This is a genomic window from Mucilaginibacter sp. OAE612 (assembly GCF_041806395.1).
GTDB lineage: Bacteria > Bacteroidota > Bacteroidia > Sphingobacteriales > Sphingobacteriaceae > Mucilaginibacter > Mucilaginibacter rubeus.
The window spans coordinates 5,802,212-5,823,757 of the sequence record NZ_JBGMUW010000001.1; the positions used below are offsets into that span (position 1 = coordinate 5,802,212).

General features: G+C 40.9%; 16 protein-coding genes. 10 read left to right on the plus strand and 6 right to left on the minus strand.

Features of this window, described 5'->3' with window-relative positions; all coding sequences use genetic code 11:
- Positions 1–545 precede the first annotated feature (545 nt).
- Positions 546–4,751: a two-component regulator propeller domain-containing protein gene (locus ABID99_RS24090; protein ID WP_373615342.1), complete on the minus strand. Its 4,206-nt coding sequence runs from the start codon at positions 4,749–4,751 to the stop codon at positions 546–548.
- A gap of 876 nt (positions 4,752–5,627) precedes the next feature.
- Between ABID99_RS24090 and ABID99_RS24095 the strand changes: the two genes are divergently transcribed.
- Entirely contained in the window at positions 5,628–7,328 is a 1,701-nt protein-coding gene (locus ABID99_RS24095) for a cellulase family glycosylhydrolase (RefSeq protein WP_373615343.1), read from the plus strand.
- Between the two features lie 456 nt (positions 7,329–7,784).
- Here ABID99_RS24095 and ABID99_RS24100 read toward each other — a convergent pair whose 3' ends face one another.
- Complete coding sequence (locus tag ABID99_RS24100; RefSeq protein ID WP_373615344.1) at positions 7,785–8,429, minus strand: hypothetical protein; 645 nt, start codon at positions 8,427–8,429, stop codon at positions 7,785–7,787.
- Positions 8,430–9,203: 774 nt separating this feature from the next.
- Here ABID99_RS24100 and ABID99_RS24105 point away from each other — a divergent pair.
- Positions 9,204–10,826, plus strand: a complete 1,623-nt coding sequence (locus tag ABID99_RS24105) for a hypothetical protein (RefSeq protein ID WP_373615345.1) — start codon at positions 9,204–9,206, stop codon at positions 10,824–10,826.
- 474 nt (positions 10,827–11,300) lie between these two features.
- Positions 11,301–12,518, plus strand: a complete 1,218-nt coding sequence (locus tag ABID99_RS24110; protein WP_373615346.1) for an IPT/TIG domain-containing protein — start codon at positions 11,301–11,303, stop codon at positions 12,516–12,518.
- 7 nt (positions 12,519–12,525) lie between these two features.
- Here the strand turns inward: ABID99_RS24110 and ABID99_RS24115 are convergent, their stop codons facing one another.
- Complete coding sequence (locus ABID99_RS24115; RefSeq protein ID WP_373615347.1) at positions 12,526–12,738, minus strand: hypothetical protein; 213 nt, start codon at positions 12,736–12,738, stop codon at positions 12,526–12,528.
- A 47-nt stretch (positions 12,739–12,785) separates the two neighbouring features.
- Between ABID99_RS24115 and ABID99_RS24120 the strand changes: the two genes are divergently transcribed.
- The 6 genes from ABID99_RS24120 to ABID99_RS24145 all read left to right on the plus strand — a co-directional run bounded on the left by ABID99_RS24120 (position 12,786) and on the right by ABID99_RS24145 (position 16,812).
- A complete protein-coding gene (locus ABID99_RS24120; RefSeq protein WP_373615348.1) occupies positions 12,786–13,547 on the plus strand; it encodes a hypothetical protein in 762 nt (253 codons plus the stop codon).
- 211 nt (positions 13,548–13,758) lie between these two features.
- A complete protein-coding gene (locus ABID99_RS24125) occupies positions 13,759–14,028 on the plus strand; it encodes a helix-turn-helix domain-containing protein (protein WP_373615349.1) in 270 nt (89 codons plus the stop codon).
- On the plus strand, positions 14,025–14,333 hold the full coding sequence (locus ABID99_RS24130; protein WP_373615350.1) for a hypothetical protein: 309 nt from the start codon (positions 14,025–14,027) through the stop codon (positions 14,331–14,333). Before ABID99_RS24125 ends, ABID99_RS24130 begins: the two co-directional genes overlap by 4 nt.
- Before the next feature lie 391 nt (positions 14,334–14,724).
- A complete protein-coding gene (locus ABID99_RS24135) occupies positions 14,725–15,291 on the plus strand; it encodes a BfmA/BtgA family mobilization protein (RefSeq protein ID WP_373615351.1) in 567 nt (188 codons plus the stop codon).
- Positions 15,292–15,333: 42 nt separating this feature from the next.
- Complete coding sequence (locus tag ABID99_RS24140; protein WP_373615352.1) at positions 15,334–16,308, plus strand: DUF5712 family protein; 975 nt, start codon at positions 15,334–15,336, stop codon at positions 16,306–16,308.
- Positions 16,309–16,683: 375 nt separating this feature from the next.
- On the plus strand, positions 16,684–16,812 hold the full coding sequence (locus ABID99_RS24145; protein WP_373615929.1) for a JAB domain-containing protein: 129 nt from the start codon (positions 16,684–16,686) through the stop codon (positions 16,810–16,812).
- A gap of 348 nt (positions 16,813–17,160) precedes the next feature.
- On the opposite strand, the gene ABID99_RS24150 is transcribed toward ABID99_RS24145, so the two are convergent.
- Positions 17,161–17,781, minus strand: coding sequence for a hypothetical protein (locus ABID99_RS24150; RefSeq protein WP_373615353.1), 621 nt, complete (start codon positions 17,779–17,781; stop codon positions 17,161–17,163).
- 250 nt (positions 17,782–18,031) lie between these two features.
- On the opposite strand from ABID99_RS24150, the gene ABID99_RS24155 reads away from it, so the two are divergent.
- A complete protein-coding gene (locus ABID99_RS24155) occupies positions 18,032–18,196 on the plus strand; it encodes a JAB domain-containing protein (RefSeq protein WP_373615930.1) in 165 nt (54 codons plus the stop codon).
- Here ABID99_RS24155 and ABID99_RS24160 read toward each other — a convergent pair.
- On the minus strand, positions 18,193–18,900 hold the full coding sequence (locus tag ABID99_RS24160) for a GDSL-type esterase/lipase family protein (protein WP_373615354.1): 708 nt from the start codon (positions 18,898–18,900) through the stop codon (positions 18,193–18,195). The two genes, ABID99_RS24155 and ABID99_RS24160, sit on opposite strands and share 4 nt — an antisense overlap.
- A gap of 21 nt (positions 18,901–18,921) precedes the next feature.
- Positions 18,922–21,528, minus strand: coding sequence for an SGNH/GDSL hydrolase family protein (locus tag ABID99_RS24165; RefSeq protein ID WP_373615355.1), 2,607 nt, complete (start codon positions 21,526–21,528; stop codon positions 18,922–18,924).
- Between the last annotated feature and the right edge of the window lie 18 nt (positions 21,529–21,546).

Sequence of the window (21,546 nt, forward strand, 5' to 3'; positions counted from 1 at the left end):
AAGGATTTTAAGGTTTGATAATTGGTTCATTGTTTTGGTTAGTAATTAATTGGCTTTTCTCTCATTCATAATTTATTTGTTATCAATCTTTCAGATAGCCCAATACCCAAAAACAACCTTTGAAAACTACTTTACTGTTAGTTTCTTCACATGAAAACGGCTGCCCGAACAATCAGTTAAAAAACTTCAGGTACAGTCAGACGCATGTTTACTAATTCAAAAAAGTTAACTGTTGGTCCTATTGGTTATTGGTGGAACATTGTTTAAAGCAACGTCTTTTAAATACATTACTTTGAACTTATATTCCGGGGGATGAAACTATGATTGTTAAAAAGAAAGGAATACCGAATTTGATAATGATTACAGATCAAAATGTTAACTACATTACAATTATCTCAAAATCAGAGTATTATATTACAGAAAACTACTCCACTTTTGATGTCTTTTTATTTCCTTACGTAATTTTGACTTCAAATGACAACAAAATCGGGAGCAAGTGGCTGTCATAATGTGAACAAGAAAGGGGGACTGGCAATTAAATTTAATTAACTGATCTTTTCATTCAGTTTCTGTTGACGAATTGAACTGAGATAGGCGGAGGGAGTGGTGTTATACTCATCCTTAAATACTTTTGTAAAATATTTGGGCGAACTAAAGCCAACTTCGTAGCCAATCTGACTGATTGTCATTTGGCTGGTTTCAAGCAAATACACCGCCTTTTTAAGTTTTATAGAACGGATAAAGTCAACAGGCGACTTATCTGTAAGCATTAAAATTTTTTTATAAAGCGATACCCGGCTCATATTCATCTTGCGGCTCAATTCTTCAACCGAAAGGCTTTCGTTTAATATATTCGATTCTATATAGTCAACGATACACATTAACAGCTTTTCATCTTCGTTTTGTAAAGGAGTTTCCTGCAATTGTACATCTATTTGTTTTTTGTACGTCCGCTTATAGTAGTCCCGAAGGGTTAAGATATTTTTGATTTTTGAAAGCAGTATTTCAAAATTAAATGGTTTTGTTATGTAATCATTAGCACCAATTTCCAAACCCTTTATCTGCGCTTCATCACCCGTTAGCGCGGTTAGCAGAACTATGGGAATATGTGATGTACGATTATCATTCTTTATCTTTTTGCACAGTTCAATTCCTGTCATCTCGGGCATGCTGATATCACTTACAATAATGTCAGGATGCTGCGATAGGGCTTTTTGCCATCCGTCTCTACCGTTCGAAGCTTCGATTAAAAAAAATATATCCTTTAAGTTATCTTTCAGATAAAAACGAAAATCGTCGTTGTCCTCAACTAAAAGAACCGTCGGCTTTTTATTTGCTCGCTGTAGTTTAGATATGGTTTTAATTTCATCGTGGCTATCGCGCCCCGGATTCTCCATATAAACTTCCGGGTCAGCTGTTACATCTATCTGCGGGCCGGCATAAACAACAAATGGCAGTTTAATGGTAAAACAACTGCCGTGATCGGGCTCACTCTCAACCGTTATTTCTCCGCCATGCATCTTCACAAACTCGTGCGTTATTGCAAGGCCTATACCGCTGCCTTGATTAATCATCGATTCGGGAATATCGTGTTGGAAAAACCGCTCAAAAATATTACCTTGTTTTTCATGCGGAATGCCAATTCCGGTATCAATCACCTTAATTTCAAGCGGGGGATCGCCGATATCCTTATCTGTATTGAGCAATACGCTTACTTGGCCACCCGAGGATGTAAATTTAAAGGCATTTGATAGCAGGTTAAATAATATCCGTTCTATCTTATCATGGTCAAAATTGATAAACAGCGAATCAATAGTGGTATCAAAAACAAAGTCGATTCCCTTTTCTTCGGCAATATCTGTAAATGAAAGGTATGTCTCTTTAATAAACTTTACAATATCCCCGGGCTTGCAATGTAGTTTCAACTCCTGAACTTCCATTTTCCGAAAATCAAGTAACTGGTTTACCAGGTTCAACAATCGCCTGGCGTTTTTTCCTATCATGCCCAGTTGTAGTTTCTGTTCCTGGTCAGCGCGGGTAAGCATTTTTTCGACCGGTGCCATGATGAGCGAAATCGGTGTCCTGAACTCGTGACTCACGTTGGTCAAAAATTTAGTTTTCAGTTGATCAAGATCTTGCATCCGCTTAACCTCCTGCCGCTCCTGTTCAATTAACAACTTTGCTTCCTGTTTCTCTTTTTCGACTATAAATTTTTCTTTCTCTGCTATGAATTGTCTTCTTATTTTTTGTATTCCGCGCCGACGTATAAAAAAGAGGGTCCCGGTTATTAGCAACACGTAAATAACATAAGCTAAGGTAGATTTCCAGAACGGGGGCAATACCTTTATTTTTAATTTTATATAGCTGGGTTTCCATTTTCCTTCCTGGCCAATGGCCCGTACCTTAAAAGTATAATCGCCTCCGTCAAGGTTTGTGTAGGTAGCTTTCCGGGTAGCCGTGTTTGCAGTAAGCCACCCTTTATCAAAACCTTCCATCATATACTGGTGCGTTATTTTATTGGGGTTAAAGAAATTTAAGGAGGCAAATTCTATGGTAAACACATTTTCATTGTGCTTCAGCGTTATCTCCTGTGTGGCCGAAATTGCTTTAGACAATATAACATGGCCGTCAACTGCTTCGTTGGCTGCCATGGTTTTGTTGAATAACTGGAAACCGGTGAAAATTAATTCAGGCTCATCTATTTCCGTATGTATACTCAGTGGATCGAAAATATTGAAGCCATGCGAGCCGCCAAATACCAATTCTTCCTTATTGGTTTTCAAAGCTGCATTTACAGTGAACTCTCTGCCCTGCAGGCCGTCTGTTTCATCAAAGTTTTCAAATTGGAACTTATAGGCGCCTTTGCCTGGCATCAGCGCTATCCGGCCAAGCCCGTTTGATGTGCTTAGCCACATGGCCCCCCTGTTATCCTCCAATACATTCAAAACCTGGTTGTCGGGCAACCCGTCATTTTTAGTCAGCGAGATAAAACGGTTGGTTTCAGGGTTCAATATGCTCAGTCCGTCCCTTGTTGCTATCCACATCAGACCGCGACTATCCTGAGTGATGCTATTGATGTCATCACTGATCAAACTGTTAGGATCGTTGTTCTTTTTATTATAATGTATAACGCCACGTCCGTTTTTTAATATTTTATCTATTCCCAAATACCCTCCTACCCAAATGTTTCCCAGTCTGTCCTCAAATAAAGCGGCTGTATACGGGCACCTGATATCCGTTTGCTTAAAGGGAGGCAAAAATGTTTTCTTGTCTCTGTCAAATATTTGCAAACCCGCCGCAAAAGTGCCTATCCATAACCGGTTTGATGAATCTTCCAGGATATTCCATATCCGGTCATCAGCAATGCTCGTGGGCACCTTGCCATTATGTTTGTAGTGAATAAATTTTTTTCCGTCAAAATGGTCCAGCCCGCCAAAATAGGTACCTATCCATAGCTGCTGGTCATGGTCGATACATAAGCTTACAATATTATCACTGCTGAGGCTGTTCGGGTTTGCCGGATCGTGCTTATACTGGGTAAACTTGCCAGTTTTGCGATCAAAATAATTTAAACCGCCTCCATTGGTACCAATCCATAAATTACCGTTTTTATCTCCGGCAAATTGATTAACATCTTCAAAACTAAGACTCCGGGGATCTGAGGCAAAGTGCCTGTATAACGGGAACCTGATTATATTTTTATGATAATAACTTATCCCTTCTCTAAGCGTACGGGCCCACATAATACCTTTGTTGTCTTTGTAAAGCGCTACGGTGTTCTGTCCCAACGATTTTGGGTCATCTTCCCTATTTAGTAAATACGTAATTTTCCCCTTTTTTTTATCCAATAAATTTATTCCGCCATGATCAGTGGATATCCATATGAGGCCGTCGTCGGCTTGAATAATATTAGTGATGTTGTTCGATGTAAGCGGCGTTTCTGCCGATTCTTTTGTGATGTACCGAAACCGTCCCGTACGGCGGCTGTAATAATAGACGCCGGAATCCATGTTAGGGTTAAACACCCAGAGATCGCCATCACTATCAATAGTTAGCGAGTAGTTCCTGCCTTTATTATCAGCAGCTTTTTTAAAAATATCTGTATGGTAAGTAATTGCATTGCGTTTTACATCAAATAGCTCTATTACGCCGTCGTCATAAGCAAGCCATACATTGCCGGTTGTATCCTGCACAATATCTGTAACAAAGCTTGAATATAATGATGGGCTTGAACTATGGTGATGATAATAATGTGTGGTAGTTTTTTTCAATTCATTATATCTGTAAATGCCGGAATCAGGAAACAAAAACCAGAAGCCGCCTTTGCCGTTGTGAAGTATCCTGGAGACGAACGGATATCCCGGAAGTTTGAAAGCATTGAGAACTGACGATACATTATTGTTAAACTGCTCCGTTTCCGGGTCATAAAAGCAATATCCAGCCCGGGTTCTTATCCATAATTTTTTGTCGGGCCCTTCACAAATATTAGTTATGTAATCATCATTAATGGAGTTTTTATTATTTAAGTCGTGCTTGAATACTTTAAAAGTATAACCGTCATATCGGTTAAGCCCGGAAGCCGTGCCGAACCACATGAAGCCTTTAATATCTTTTAATATGCAATTAACCTGGTTGTGAGAGAGTCCGTTGCTTATATTGAGCCGTGAAAACTGGTATTGGCTGTTTTGCGCAAAATTGTTGGTGTAAGCAAAAAACAACACTGAAACGACAATATAAAGTTTTATACGCATTAAAATTTAGTTGATATCTTCATAATCAAGAACCTGGCCCTTTAGAAAGCCGAGACACACCGTAGCATAAAAGTAAAATAAATTCGTAATTAACGAGATAAAGTGTCAATTCCTTTATTTGATCAGCGGAAAAAAATATCTACCTCTGAATGAAACGAGTTGCCAATACCATGTATGGCCATACCTGAACTTACATTGAAATGAAGCTTGTTACAGGTTGTCGCTTAAGAGGGTATCCGGATCGTCTGTTCAAAAAGTACTGAAATACTCTTAGTTACGGTTAATTATGTAGTTAACACAGAGTCTCTACACCATTTTATAAATTCTATTTCAGATAAGACAACTGTTTGTACAAAACACCTACAGAACCCGTGCTTTTTTTAAAAAAATTAACATTTACAGCCGTATTTTCTAACTTTTACCTCCCATCATTAGATTATCTCTTCTGTAGTTTTACTAATCAATTATAAACCTGGTACCAATTCAATTATCGCTAATTAAACATGCCCGTTGTTCCAACGGTTGTATTATGTTAACTGTAATTGCATTGTTTCCATTAATTGTCCTTCTGCATTGAAAAACAAGATTTAACCAATACATAAATAAACCGATTCAGGCCATTTTATCCTATCGAATAATGATACTAATGTTTAAATCCGCCTTATGCGAAATGGCAACTGCCTTATTATTAATCTTTTTAATACACCGTTTGCTAAAAGCAGTTTTCAACATAACTACCTATGCCAATATCTACATAAGCCTAAAAGGCAATGATATATGTGCTCATTTCACCATGCTGTCTGACACTTACACTCGCAATTAACCAATTTATTAATAGTGGCAAATTTAAATGCCGCCAGTTTAACCAATTTTTTTATGAAGAAAATTTTAAGTTATTTTTTATGCATTCTTGCAATCCCGGCATTGACAAGGTGCAAGAAGCAACAAATCGCTTCTCCGGACGTTAAATCGCTTGTTAAAACGAGCACTAAAACGCTAACCGCCACCAGTTATCCGAGTTACAATATTTCGCCGCTAGCACCCGATCAAACAGGAATGACCAGTACAGCAACTCAAATCGCTGCAAATATGACGTTGGGTATTAATATTGGCAACACTATGGAAGCCCCAAATAACGAAAACGGGTGGGGAAACCCCAATATTACCCAGGCACTTATCGACAGCTATAAACAAAGGGGGTTTAACGCTATAAGGATCCCTTGCAATTGGAATTGGTCACATGTACCGGATTCAACAACCTCAAAAATAGACCCGGCCTGGCTTGCCCGTGTGCAGCAGGTGGTGCAATACTGCGTTAACGATGGGATGTATGCGATATTAAATATACATTGGGACGGCGGATGGTTGGAGCTTAATTGCACTACCACCGCGCAGGCCGCCGTTAACGCCAAACAAAAAGCACTTTGGGAACAAATTGCAACACAAATGCGTGGTTTTGATCAACACCTGCTTTTTGCCAGCACGAATGAACCTAATGCAACGGATAGCATAGGGATGAGAGTTCTGCTTTCTTATCATCAAACTTTTATCAACGCGGTGAGGTCAACCGGCGGGCACAACAGCTACAGGACGCTGGTTATCCAGGGGCCCAAAGGAGGTGATATTGTTTATACGAACAATCTGATGAACACTATGCCAACAGATCCGGCATCCAACCGTTTGATGGTGGAAATCCATAACTACACTCCCTGGAACTTCTGTTTGTTGGACGCCGACCAATCATATGGTAACAGATTTTTTTATTGGGGCTCGGGATATCACACCACCTTCGATGTTGCGAACAATCCGACATGGGGTGAGGAATCGACCATTAGCGGAAATTTCCAAATGATGAAAACAAAATTCGTTGACCATGGAATCCCGGTAATAATGGGCGAATTTGCGGTAATGGACCGAAACCTTACGGGAGACTCTTTAAACTTCAATCTTGCTTCCAGGGCGTATTGGTATAATTACAATATGCACCAGGCATTAGCGAATGGTATTCATCCATTTCTTTGGGATATCGGTTCGCTCATTAACAGGTCGACTTACGCCGTAAAGGATCAACGGGATTTAGCGGCCCTTGTACAAGGGGCACAAACCGGAGCATCCCAAGTATTTCAGGTTGGTAGTGTGTACCAAATCATCAATAGATATAGTTTTAAGCCTTTGGAGATCGGTGGCTGGGCAACTGCTAATGGGTCGCTGGCAGATCAATGGGATTATGTATCCGGAGCAAATCAGCAATTTAAAGTGCAAGCTGCGGCAAATGGCAGCTACCTGTTAACCCCTATGCATGTTGGCGGGAAATGTTTAGAGGTATGGGGTTGGTCTGGCGCTAACGGCGGTGCCGTGGATATGTGGGATTATACAGGTACTGGCACCCCCAATCAAAACTGGTTAATTCAGCCAACCTACGATGGATTCTATAAAATCATCAACGTAAATAGCGGAAAAGCCCTGGAAGTTACTTTAGGGACTGATCCCGCAGTTCCATTCAGAAATGGTAGCGCAGTTGACCAACTTGATTACTTCGGGGGCAAAAATCAGCAATGGGGGTTTGTGAAAATATAAGTTAGATACAAAGTAATCAATTAAATTATTTCACAAAATTGCCAAAATCTCTAATGCCTCTGTTTTAAATGAGGTGTTAGAGATTTTTCTTAATATTAGATGTTGCTAGGTCAAGTTCATTGAATCAAAAGTGGTCTGAACTAAGGATTAAAATAGGTGACGCATAAAATATGGCAGACCATCATCGGTAACCTGCTGATTCGCTGCTGGCATTGACGTAATTTACGACTATATATATTTTGCTATCATCAGATTGTACTGAATGAGCCCTGTTTGGTCCGGGGTTCGGCTTGGGAATAACCTCGCCTATTAAGAAATTCCCTAAATGTTTGCCCGAACAAAATGCTATTCAAATATTTTACGACCAACCGAACCATCTCTTTCCAACTAAAAATTAACTAAAGTGACCTTCGGCAGCCAAGTTCATTCTGTGTTAGGTGTTTGGTATAAGCTTCATTAATATTCTTTGATCCGCGATATAAGCTTTTCTAAAATAGCGATAACGACATCTTTGTCTCGCTGTTCCATGACATAGGTAGTTTTTCGCATGCTATCCCACGAAATATTGGTCTTTTTCTCGGTAGCTAAAAATGGGACGACCATTCGAAATATGATACTCAAGGAACTCGCGATTATGAGCTTAACATCATCCGCGGCTTTCAAAATAATACCGAGCTGATCAACGCTTAGCTTGCACATTATTTTAACATTGCTATTTTTATCATTGCTATTTTTATTGATGGGAAGAGGTCGGGCATCTTTTAAATAGATCTCATAACGCAAATTGATTTTATTTTCAATGTTTTGAAGGTATTGCAATAAATTTTCGCCTGTATAAAATAACGGATGATCTGCAGGGTATCCTTGCAAGTTTACCAACGCTTGTTTTTGAAGTAAACATAATGCCTGGTAATATTGTACTACGAGGACTTTTATTTTCTTTTGAGAGACAAGACAAAATGTATTCGCTTTTAATTTATTTAATACTTCACTTAATTCCTTATTGAATTTAGCTTCTATAAGCTTAAGTTGTTCTGATTCAAACGTAGAGATATTGGTTATAGTTGGGTTTAAAGTAACTTCGATTACCTCATCCAGCAAGTACGGTTTAGCCTGGAACCCGATATTACAATTTGAAAAAGAATTTACACGGGGTTATCTCACTGGTGATTGGGAGCTCCGTCTACGGCTTTTTGTGCGTGGCAAGCTAAACAATCAATACAAACAGTCATTTGCCACAGTTATAGAAATAATAGATTCAAACGGTAAGATGAATGTCTTCGACGAAGCAGAAAAGGAATTGTCTGCTCGATATGCAAACTTCGATTCGAAAACGAAAGCCGCATAGCGTCGACTCAGGACAAACGATTTGATTTCCTATATATTTGGGATTACACAGTTTGTAAAACATATATTTTCCTCACAAATAGACCTTTAAACGCTCGTTTGCAATTATAAATTTCGTTCCATAGAGCTTTTGACTATGTCATAATAACGACTTACCTATCTGCAATTGAACTAGAGGTTGCTTCTCACCCAATAGCAGCTAGTATTTCATCACTTAAATTTGTTTAAGTCATTCCAGCCAACGATAGATAACTATTTATTATCATTGATAATTTGCAGATAAGAAGCTAGTTGATCTATTAATTTGTGTTGAATACTTGGTTTGGAGGAGGTATCAGGGGAGGGGCGTTTACTGAATTAGGAAAATTTAAGGCTGTTTACTTGTTTTTGTTTATTTAACAGTAGCGAACTGTGGTCAGAATATAAACAATCATAAACTTTTAAACATGCAATTAATTAGCTTTACTACTTATATACTATATAGCTTATTAACTGTATCATCAGAAATTAAAATAATATAAGAGCAGTGTGACAAAACCTATCCTAAACCAAGACCCGGACGCCTATTTACAAGCTCTTTTTCAAAAAAATAATCGGTATTATTTCGGTGACGAATTACGTGATAAACTTGTCAAAAACTTAAAGAAAACAAATCCGTCCGCAAGAAAGATCATAGAGCGCTTTGTCCAAAAAGGTTTTGTGCAGTCTAGCAATCCAGTATCGTTTGGGAAAGGCATGTTCGTTTATTATTCCCAATTTAAAACCGTCAGCTTTGATGATCTCATTGGATTGGCTCGGGGAAGGCGTCCGCCAATTTTTCGACTCCTCTCAGCCATTAAAAAAAGCGGCGGCGTACTTTCGTATTACGAGGCCCTGAAGATTACCAGTAGCCAGTTAAAACCATCCAACAGTAAAAATCCGGCGCTAGATGATATAATTTTAGAAATAAACCATTTTAACCTGGTAAGTATTCACAAGGACAAGAATAATGTGAAATACCTGGTCGCTAACTATGTGGATCAACCCACTATTGAAAGCCTACTTGCGAATCATTTTGCGGCCATGGTGACCGATTCGATCTTCATTTACGATATACTGACCAGTCTTGAAAACCTTAACCTGATAGATAACGAAAATGTGATCTATCGTAGCCGTAAAACCCCATCATTGGGTGCAACACATAATAATTTCGTTTGGGATGCTTTTGCGTATACGCAAACGACCGGTATCAACACGACTTACGGAGGAAAGCACCTAAAAAACGCCAAACATGCATTGGTAGTAATTGACGTTGTCCTCAGCCGAAGCTACGAAATTTTTGATCTTGACGGTTTTTTTGGTCGGGTTCAAGTGCTGCTTAATCATACCCGCAAAGAGAGAAAAATCATCCCTGTCCTTGTCTACAAGGAAATATCGGGTGAAGCCCTAAACAGGGCCCGGTCGTTAGGCATCCTAACCTATAACATGGCCGCCTTTTTTGGCACCGGCATCTACGATGTTATCAATAATACGGCTACTATTAAAATAAGCGAGCAAACCGGGCAATCCCATCACATCGATCCGGTGTTGGTGATCTCGGATACCCTGGATTTAATTGATCAGACTGGCAATAAGTTCAATCTTCAAAATCTAATCGGAGACTTTTTTCAGTCGCTCATGTATCAGTTGTTCAGGCAATTGTACCCACTTTGCAACATTGACCAGTCTGGGAAATTATTAGCCATGGATGATCTCGGAGAAGAAGGACGATACTATGAGTACGATCTTGTGATTTGGTCGAATAACACCAAAGAAATCATTGTCGTCGAACTCAAAGGTAGCATGAAGAATTACAATTTACCTTTGGGGGATTATCAAACGAAGAACACGCTGAAGTGGTTCTTTGCACGCACTCTACTTTCTTTCAAAAAACATCACGCAACCGGTTATTACAAACAGTATAAGATTAAAGCGGCATTTATCAATTCGGGAAAATTCGACAATGAAGGCAAAGCATATTTGACGAAATTGAATGCCGGTAGCCTTAAGCCAAATCAGATCGACATTGCCTATGATGGAAAAAAATTGATCCGGCTTGTTGAACAGACCGACATGAGTTTATTAAAAGAGACCCTTGAACGTTATTATATAAAAGATTCAAAGGTTAGTTAATATTGCGGTGACAAAGTGTTGGATGAGGTGAATAAAACCAACTTTTTGAGGTGGGGTCATTGCGACATGAAGATGTTTTAGAGCGGGAATCGAACCTTGCTTGTAAGTCCTTAAATTATAATGAGTTATAAATCACTGAAAGATCATTCAACGATTTGTACAAAACTGTATTTGGCCATAAATCGTTGTACTTCAAATATACGAAATATCTGTTTTTCAAAGAAATCTAAAGTGATTTATAACCGCAAGACAAACCCTCTACTTTCTCTATAGATTTAACAGGTTGCCTTTCTTTTATAACTCGACACTTAAATTTTGTATATTGCTAAATTATTTATGCAACCTGTCACAAAATACCTCAGCACCGCGAAGGTCCCCCTTTTAATAGCCTTATTGCTTATAATTTCCACATGTAAAAAGCAACATACGGAGCGTAACGGGGACGGCAGTAGTCCCGACCTAAAACCAACTATATTGTCTCTCAGTACTTATACTGGCCCCTACCGTACCGTCGTACAAATTAAAGGGAGCGGATTTGATCCAGACACACGGAACAATAAAGTATGGTTCAATGGTAAACCGGCCGAAATTACCGCTGCGACGGAAACCATCATAACCGCGATCGTCCCGCTTAGCGCGGGCACAGGTAATATGAGCCTGTCCGTCAGTGGTGCGGCAAAGGTCACTGGGCCAGTTTTTAACTACCAATATACCATGATGGTAACCACATTGGCTAGCTACGTGCGGCCATTAGGCAGCACCGACCCCAACCTGTACCAATTAATGGAATGGCCTACGGGTATCGCAGTTGACGGCCCCGGCAATGTATATGTATCCGACTTTCACTTTAATATGATCTACCGGATCGATACCACCGGTAAGGCCATTGTATTCAGCGGTCAGGTCACCCCAGGTTTCGTGAACGGCACCCTGGCCGATGCCAGGTACAATTTCCCCGGGAATGTGGCCACCGACCATGCCGGTAATATATACGTGATCGATAACGGGAACGGAGCATTCAGAAAGATCGATAACTCCGGCACTGTAACCACCTTTGCCTCGAGTAAATTTGGCGGAGTGATCGGGAGCGGCGGTTATGAAATCTTCCCGGGAATAAATACCAGCGCAGCCATCGTAACGGATAAAAACAACACGCTGTATTTCAGCGACAGTAACGGTATCATCCGTACCCTAACGCAAACAGGCGATGTGGCTCTATTCGCAGGATATAGTTTCGGCTACCGCGACGGCCCCCGGCTGAAAGCGAACTTTAGCTACCTGAGCGGCCTGACTTTCGATGCGAACGGAAACCTCTACGTAGCCGACTGGGGCAACAACGCGATCCGCAAAATAGATACCCGGGGAAATGTGACCACGCTTGCCGGCAGTACCGTACCAGGGTACCTGGACGGTAAAGGCACGGCTGCCAGGTTTAGTAACCCAACAGGTATCGTAGCCGACGCCGGCGGCAACATCTATGTGGCCGAGCCGATAAACAACGTTGTCCGTAAAGTTACGCCCAATGGCACGGTCAGCACCTTCGCGGGCATCCCCAAGAGGACTGGCAACAGCGACGGTAATTTAACGACAGCGACATTTAATGCCCCTACAAACATCGCGATCGACAAAAACGGGATTTTATATGTTACCGATAGAGGCAACAAAAGCATCCGCAAAATAGGTTTGCAATAAAGTCCGTTCAATTGGCTCGGGGTATTCCCGGGGATACCTTAACCCGCCAACAGACGGTCAATACATGTAGGCCAATTTCCAGTCCGGCGATCAGGAAGTTATAAATACAGACCTTCTTTAAACCTGTGCCTGGAGGAAGTTCTGGTGAGATCGTACCGATGCGGAAATCACAAGCCTTTTGCTGAACCTTTAAAATAGTTCGATATTCTTCCGTTTTCAAAATGCAAATTTTGCTTAAATTATTAACTTTAGGTTAAAGTCTAACCTATGCGAGAACAATACTTCAAACACCGGGCGCCTTTCGATTTTAATAAAGACACTAATGATATAGGCCGCCCATTTTTTTGGAACAAAAAAGTTGAGGACAACCACTTTCTTAACCTGCTTTACCGAAAAAATGAACAAGAATTCGATGAAGTTTACAAATACCATCTCCAATTCTTTCTATCTGAATACGATGATGCAACTGAGCAGGAGTTCTTCAGGTATGTGTGGGAAGTCATACAGGATACTGTTGTACAGTTAAGGCAAAAAGACAGGTATATTTCCAGTCATGCCCAAACCTTCCGCTACAAGTTTCACCTTAATCGGTTTGCAGAATATCTTCAAAGTATTGATGAGTGGAACCTTGGCCGTACCCAGGCTGAGATCATTGCAGAGAAGGAAGGCCAGATCAAGATACTCAAAGAACAAGTGCAACGCCTGATGGATGAGCGCAGGGAGGCTGAGAAGTTGGATACCGATTATCCCATCAATATTACCAGTGGTCATTTCCTCACGGTAGTTGACCTTTTCAAGAAGATCGAGGCGCTAAAAGTTGGCGATAAGGAACTGGTATTTTCACAGATGCCGATCACCTGGGCCAAACTGATTTGCCGGTACTTTCAGGAAGACGGCGAGCCGATCAAGTTAGACCGTGTACGGCGCTATTATCCGCGTGACGCAGGTAACCCGAGCGGCAGGTCATCTGCCATCCCCGCCGAAAACCAGCATTTTAACATCGTTCCTGCAAAACGCAGGGCAGGTTAAGAACTGATCATACGTTCACTTTTCTTTTGCAGGCAAACATTAACAATTGCCACGAAACTATTCAGCGCACTCTTTTTCAGCACGATGCTTTGACTGCCGTTACCATAGCTTGGCTTATGGTAATGAAAAATATCCCTTTGCCCACATCTTTGCTTAGTACCCGGTATGGACGGTACAAGTATTAAGTAATGATTTAACGAAGGAGGCGATTATGAATGCAAGCGAACTGATCACTAAAGGAGATCTGAATGAATTTAAAAGCGAACTGTTAACAGAAATCAAAAGGCTGGTTCAACTGGATGGCCAGGGCCAGTCCAAAAAATGGCTCAAAAGTAACGAAGTAAGAAAGCTGCTCAAAATATCACCGGGCACCTTACAGAACCTGCGGATCAACGGGACATTGAGTTATACCCGTATCGGCAGCATCATGTATTACAAGCTCGACGACATTAATAAGCTACTGGAAGGAGGACTGCAATGAGTATTCATAAAATTGCGGTCAGTGAACTTGCCGGTTATAGTAAGTTGCTCAAACGCATGAGCAAAGACGAGCGGCTCAATGCAACGCATGTCAGCCTGTTTACAGGCCTGTTCATTCACTGGCAACGGAATGGTTATGCCACCCCTTTTTCAATCACCCGGAAGGCGATGATGACGGTTAGCAAGATCGCCTCTATCGCAACCTATCATAAGTGTATCAAAGAACTCGATGAATATGGTTACATCCGTTATCAGCCGTCATACCACCCCAAACTCGGCAGCCAGGTTTACTGGCCTGCCGGTTGAGAAGTGTAGCCCGATATTTTATATCGTTATATCTGCATATCGGGCTATACGGATAACCGCATATCTGAATAACTGATTATTCCGATATAGGCATAGTCAGATATTGAGCTATATAATATATAAACCCGGTGCAGCCGATAGCTGTACAGGTAATGATTTGCTTCGCAAATCAGGAAGAAAAGCGGTGGTCGCTTCGCAAAAGCGGAGGGAGCAAGCGGAAGTTGGGCAGAGCCCTACTTTGCTTGCCCTACGCTTCGCTACGGGGGATTTACGTATCCTCCGGGGATACTTTAGGGCGTTTCCGCCTGTGAAATAAAAGAAAACAGGATACTTAGGAGTATTCTGTATATAGAAATTATGGCATAACTGTATAAACAGCTATGCTATCAATATGGAATATATGAGAGTAGAAGATATCAATGTAAGATCAGTGAGGTATCCGGTCGCGGTAGACCAGAAGTTTGAAAAGATCGCCCTTAAACTGGGCAGGACCAAACGGCAGGTGTTTATCCAGATGGTCGACTACTTTTATAAGAGCAAGAAAGATCCGCTGGATCTGAATGATGAACTATTAAAGAATGCACTGATGAAAAATCATCAGCAGTATATCGGTTTTATCAAAAGCCAGGAGAATATGTTGCTCATTCCGATTAAAACAGAAATGGACAGGATATTTGTGTCGCAGGGCAAGATCATAGAAAGTTTCAATACCCAGGTTCTCAAGGCAAATACGGATTTGCTGAATAATCAGCATGCCTTAGCGCAAAGGCTAACCGGCATAGATGCCCTGATGAATACGATCTCGAAAAGCCAAAAAAGTAAGGAACATTTAAAAAAGCAATTCCTGTTTGTTCTTGACAGTTACATCAGATCCAGGGACGCTTTCGGTATGATGACCTCAGGCCGGGAAAAGGATGAGCTGATCGCGCTTACCAGATCACAGGTCAGTTTGCTTTAATCATCATTAATCTTAATTCTTTTTTAGGGTATCAGGAGACTTATGTTTATCAATATCACGGACAACAAGGAAGCGGCAAACAAAGGTAGCAGCGCAGGGCTGGTAAATTATCTGGAAAAAGAAAATAGGATTGACCATAAACAGAAACCTGAATGCTGGTTCAATGGTCAGCGGATCAGGATCGAACCTTATGAGGTCATGCGCAGCATCGATGGTAATGTTGCCAAGCTGGGCAAAGACGACGCTAAGTTTTTCCTGGTCAATATCAGCCCGAGTCAGAAAGAGATAAGGTTCTTAAAAGAACAATTTGGCGAACAGGGTTCTATAGAACAGATGAAAGGATTTGCAGTCAGGGTGATGGATGCTTATGCCAGGAACTTTAACCGGAATGGTGTCAATGGTAAGGAAGACCTGTTATGGTTCGCCAAGCTGGAAAACTATCGGTATTACAGCCATAATGATCCGGAAGTAAAACAGGGTTTGAAACAGCGGGGCGAACGTAAGGAGGGCGAGCAGATGCATGTGCAGGTTATCGTCAGTCGTAAGGATATAACCAATAAGATCAAGCTTAGCCCAATGAACACTTCGAGGGGCAAGAACGAAACGCATTCCAAAAAGATGGGCCAATTTGATCGGGTAGCGTTTAAACAAAGCGGGGAGTCTCTTTTTGATAGTCTGTTTGGATTTGACAGGCAGCTTAAAGATACGATGGCATACGCCAATATACAGAAGAACGGCGAGATATCACAGCGGGAACAGCTGGGTGTATTGGTTGAAGGTGCTTCGCAGAATTATGAAAGCAGGTCGGTGGCGAATGAACTTGCGCAGGGGGTAGCTGATGGTTTGTTTACGACAACGGGCGAGATGCCGTCCGCAGTGGGGAAGACAGCTGCAGGCTTCCTGGAAGTGATGCTGGAACCAATGTATATGGGAGGTGCTAACATCGTTGCAGAAAGTGAGATTGAGGAAAAGAGAAAACGAAAGAGAAAATCCAGGGGCAGGACCATTTCACGTTGAATTAGGATGTTACTACAAACAAATATTTCATTTTGAAAGACGAAAATGGCCATGCGGCTGCGGCAGGAGGGTATTCGTTCCTCATACACACCTGCCTTTCCCACTCGCGGGTTTTCGATTAGTCAACAGCACCGCAGTCACAAAGATAGCTCCGCAGGAAAACCGTCAAGAGCATGTGAACCGGCTATCGCCGCCCATTGACAGTTTTCCTGCTAACAGCTCAGGTTGTTTAAGCGGTGATATGACAGGTGTGTAAATACTGGCAACAGCGATACTACACATTTCGACATAGAGTTTACCTTTCCTGTGCATTAAGCAGCATGGCAACAAATATCATAATTGCACAATTATCCATCTGTAGAGCTTCGCCCATCATTGGCACATTATCAAGCGACAGATCGATTAAAAAAGGCAGCGAAGCTTTTAGATATACGCCTCTTAGATCATTTAATAATAAAGACAAAAGGTTATTATTCATTAATGGATAACAAAAAGCCCCTTTAGTTTTAAAGGGGCTTCAATGCTAATCAATTATTTACATAGTCATCAATCTGTCTACGCCAATTAAAATACCCCGTTTGACTATAATAAAGTAAACATGAAAAAAGTAATTTTGTTAATAGTTTTAAATTGGGTATATTACAGTATTAACGAATGGTTTTAATAGCTAAGGTATGTTATTGTATATTAAAAATCTTATTTGTAGGTATAATATTCATTACTGGATATACAAACCAAATGAGCGTACTTGCAAATGGTGTGGCAAAAAAATGATTGCGCTTGACGAAGGCCCCTCAACAGGTTGGGATCAATCGTGTAGCTGGATAGAACCATCTGAACATCCATCAACGATCAAAGAAACGCTGTCCACGCGAAAGTAGACCCTACTACTGCCGGAGCCGAGGAATCATAGCTTAATCTAATATTAATCCCGCTGATCACAGACATACTGGCTATAATTGCTGCTCGCGCGCTTGAATTCATCGGAGTAACACTAAACCCTTTAAGGTTCTGATCACTTGAAAAACCTGTTGAAATGGTGTTTGTAAAATCATAATGATCAGTAGTATAAATTCCTGATGCAACGGTATTACCATCTAATAATCTTATAAAAGGGAACCATCCGTCACTTGTACTACCCGACCTATACCAAAACTGATTTCCATAAAAGCCCCGGCCATGTACGTACTGATTTATTGTACCATTGCTACCTTTTGACCTGAATGTGATTACTTGCCCCTGAACCGGAAATGTTGAGCTCGCCTCGAATTGGCTCAACCCCAAGGGATAATCGGATGGTGGTTGAGTAGCTGTGAATACATTCCCAGGCACAAAATTATTGTTTAAGACTGGTCGGAAAATTGACGGGAAAATAACATTGAAAAGCTTATCAGCCTGCCACGCGTAAAATACAGACTGTGGGTGTAAAGCATCGCCCATGTAATCAGATGCGTTTCTTGCATCTTGCCACATAGCATAAGTGTCAAAAAACGCACATTGATATTTCCGTGCTAATGATCTTAAGCCTTTTTAAAATCGCGAATTCGACATGCGATAAAAAATTAAATCCACATGCGAGGTTTTTTTGCTGATTTTTCCGAAATAATCTTTGATTGAGCGGCTTAAAAAGGGCCTTTTTTTTCGCCCAAAAACTGCTTTTTTTTGATGTCTGGTTTAAAAAATACCTTTCAAAAGCCTTTTAAAAGCCTCACAATGCAATGATATTTTTTTTTCTTTACTAAAACAGCTAAAACCGCCGCAAAGCCCATCGTTTGCAGATTATCAAACAACAGAGCGTTTAAAAAAAGCAGCGGAATTATTAGACATACGTCTGTTAGATCATTTAATTATAAAAAAAACTGGGTATTATTCATTGATGGACAATTAATTTAAATAAGGCTTTAACGCATCATGCCATACTAAATAACCATTACCGTTTAAATGTAAACTATCTCCGCTGTCATATTCTGGTTTTATCCCTTTTTTGCCCAAAAACAGCCGATATAAATCAATGTAAGTTATACCACTCCTTTTACTGTTCTCATTTAAAAGCTGGTTTAATGCATTTATTTTAGGTAAAACGAGCTCATTTGTGGTGTATGTTTTCCAGTTTGTTGGTATAACACTTTGAATATAAATCTTTGTTGTTGGAGAGCTTTTTTTAATAGTCATTGTCAAACTATCTACACCATTTGCAACAACTTGCGCGGGAACACCATTAAGTAAATCATTAATGCCAATCATTATAAAAATCTTTTTTGGCCTGCCAGCTAAAATATAATCTATCCTATTTCGTAATTGAGCTATACCATCTCCTATTATACCTCTGTTTTTAATATTAGCCGAGTTAAAAAACTCCGCTACATCGAAGTTTTGAGTATAACTATCACCTAAAAAAACCACCGACGAAGTGTCGGTGGTCAAAAGCTTATATTCAGAATTCTTAATTTTCTGGAAGATATTAAAGCTATAAGTGCTTTTGCTATCGGTGTTATTATCGCTGTAAAACTGTATCTTTCTAATGATATAGATTGATGCCAACGGCAAGCAAATAATATTGATGACAATTGAAAACAAAAGCATTTTTTTCATAGCCAAATATAACAATCCCTGTTATACTAAGGTTACTTGTTTCCAAGCTTGCCAGTTTCCCCCACCCCCAGTATAGCCGACACGCACGTACATATTTGTAGCGGTATCATAGGAAGTTAATTCCTGTCTGACCAATTGATCACTACATTTTACAGTAGTTAAAAACCCGTTAATTGGGAAGCCATCGCTTGCGAGAACAAAATCCGCTGAATAACCATTTTTCCATAACACCGGGTTCTTCGTACTGGTTACTCCAGACATGCCGTTATCAAAAAATGTTTGAACAGGTGCAATAAGTTGAACGGGCTTAAAATCCTGCCAACCACTTGTACCAAAATTATCATATGAGCCAACCCGTATATATTCAACTGTAGGGTTTTGATAATTGGTCAACCGCTGAATAATGCTAACACCATTACCGTAGCCTCCTTTAGTGGTTATCAACATACCACTTATCGGCCACCCGTTTCCATTAAACACAAAATCAACAGATACACCGTATGGATATAGTGAAGCGGCTGTAGTCAATAACTTGCCTGAATCACCCTTGTCAACGTAAGTCGGAGTAATTACCTTTTGAACTTTTTCCCAAGCGTTAAAAGTATTTCCATCACCAACAAAACCAGTTCGGAAATATTCAATAGATTCTGAACCGCCATAATTGTTCAATCGCTGCACAACCTGTGCGTCATTAAGTCCGCCTCTGGTAGTCATCATAAGGCCATTAACCGGGAAACCATCTGATACTAAAACAAAATCTAAGGACACGGCCAAAGGATAAGTGGACGGGGCGGCAGCATTTGTAATACCCCTTTGGCCCCGGTTGTTTACTCCACCATTCCGGTAATATATCGGGAATAAAACTTCAAATGTCTTCGCTGCTATTTCCACATAAAAGGTGTTTTTGGGGTGAATATTTCCGTTGCTATAAGGCAGCAAGTAATCACTTGAATTCTTACTGTCCTGAAATATCCCATAAATATCCATGAAACAACATTGATATTTTCTTGCCAGTGCACGTAAGCCATTATTCAGTTCTTCATTCCATATTTGACCGCGATGGTCAAGGTTATCATCTTGTGTAGTATTTTGGGATTGCAAAATGATAGACAATTTATCCTGGGTAAAATTGGCGTTTGCCCTAATAGTGGACAGCCCGGTATCAATCCGGTCAAGAAGGTCTTTTGAAGTACCCGGATGAATCCAACCGTCATTTATTCCCCACCTCAGAATCAATACATCAGGATTCGCAGCCAAGTCAACGGCTAAATAGGTGTTAAGCCAGTCCTGCGAAGTTCTACCAGACTGCCCGTTATTAACATATGTAACTGCCGACTGGACATATTGACGCGCGGTCATATCTATTAGCAAGCTGGTTGGATCATATCCACTTGTCGAACCAACGCCATAAGTCGTGCTATCACCTGAAAGCACGACCGTGGTAGGGGTTTTTGCTATTAATTTCTTATGGAAAGCGGATAAATATTCTTCGCCAAAAATCATTGGAGAATCGGCATAAGCGGTATTTATCTGCTGTTTGATATTGGCCGTTTGCTGTAAAATCCTTGCGCCTCCTAATATTTTACAGCCGTATTTGTTAACCAAATTAGTTACCAAAAAATCGCCTGTATCAAATATTGCTGTATTAGCTGCCAAAGCTGCATTGATAGCCGCCGTATCATCCGTTACGCCATCGCCTACAGCGCCGTAATCAACCCTAAATGATTTAATTTGGCCGGAAGGTTCGGACGAACCGCCGCCACCTCCAGAGGGTGCGTTTATCCAATGTGTATCACCATCGGTATTGGTGTTTTTAGCCAGTATTTGACCAGCAGTACCGCCGTTTGGCACTCCAACACCTGCCGGGCCTTGTGCGCCGTCTACAGGTGGATTTATCCAATGCAAATCACCATCGGCGTTACTGTTTTTTGCAAGTATTTGCCCGGCTGTACCTCCAGTGGGAATTTTAAACAGAGCCGTTATTTGAGCCTGCAGTTTTCCAAAAGCCTGCAATATGCTATCGGTAGCGGCTACCGCTGTTGATGTGCCAAAGCCGATACCTGTTAAAATGGAGTTTAAAACTCTTGAAATGGTAAAGTACTTGTTTGTTGCACCTTCGGGCACCGCATCAGTAGTACCCGGTGATGCGACGATTTGAATATAGGTTGAACCGCTCCAGCGGTATTCATTATTATTATCCGTGGTAATGTAAATTTTACCAGCTTCGCCCGGTGCGGGTAATGCTACGAAATTGGCAAACTCCAGCACATCATCTACGTAGCTGGGTAACTGGCTTGCCGAAACTTTACCAGTTTCATCTAACCCGGCGTATCCATTTGCTATATTTTTATTAGCCACATCTTCGGCTGTATATCCTATGCCGCCGCTTTCTGTCAGTTCATCAATTTGCATTTGCAAATCCTCATCGGCGCCTGCGCGTGTGGTAGCCTCATTTTGTAAATCTTCGTTTGCAGCTTTCCCGGCCAGCGTGGTAGACAAGCCACCAATCTTACTAATAGGCAGAGTATCGTCATCTTTGTGCCAAAACGAATCAATCCACGAAGCGAATTGCCCGGCGGTAGGCTTTGCGCCTCTCGTAAAAAATGCTTTTAATTGTGCTCTTGTCATCTTTATAATGGTATTATA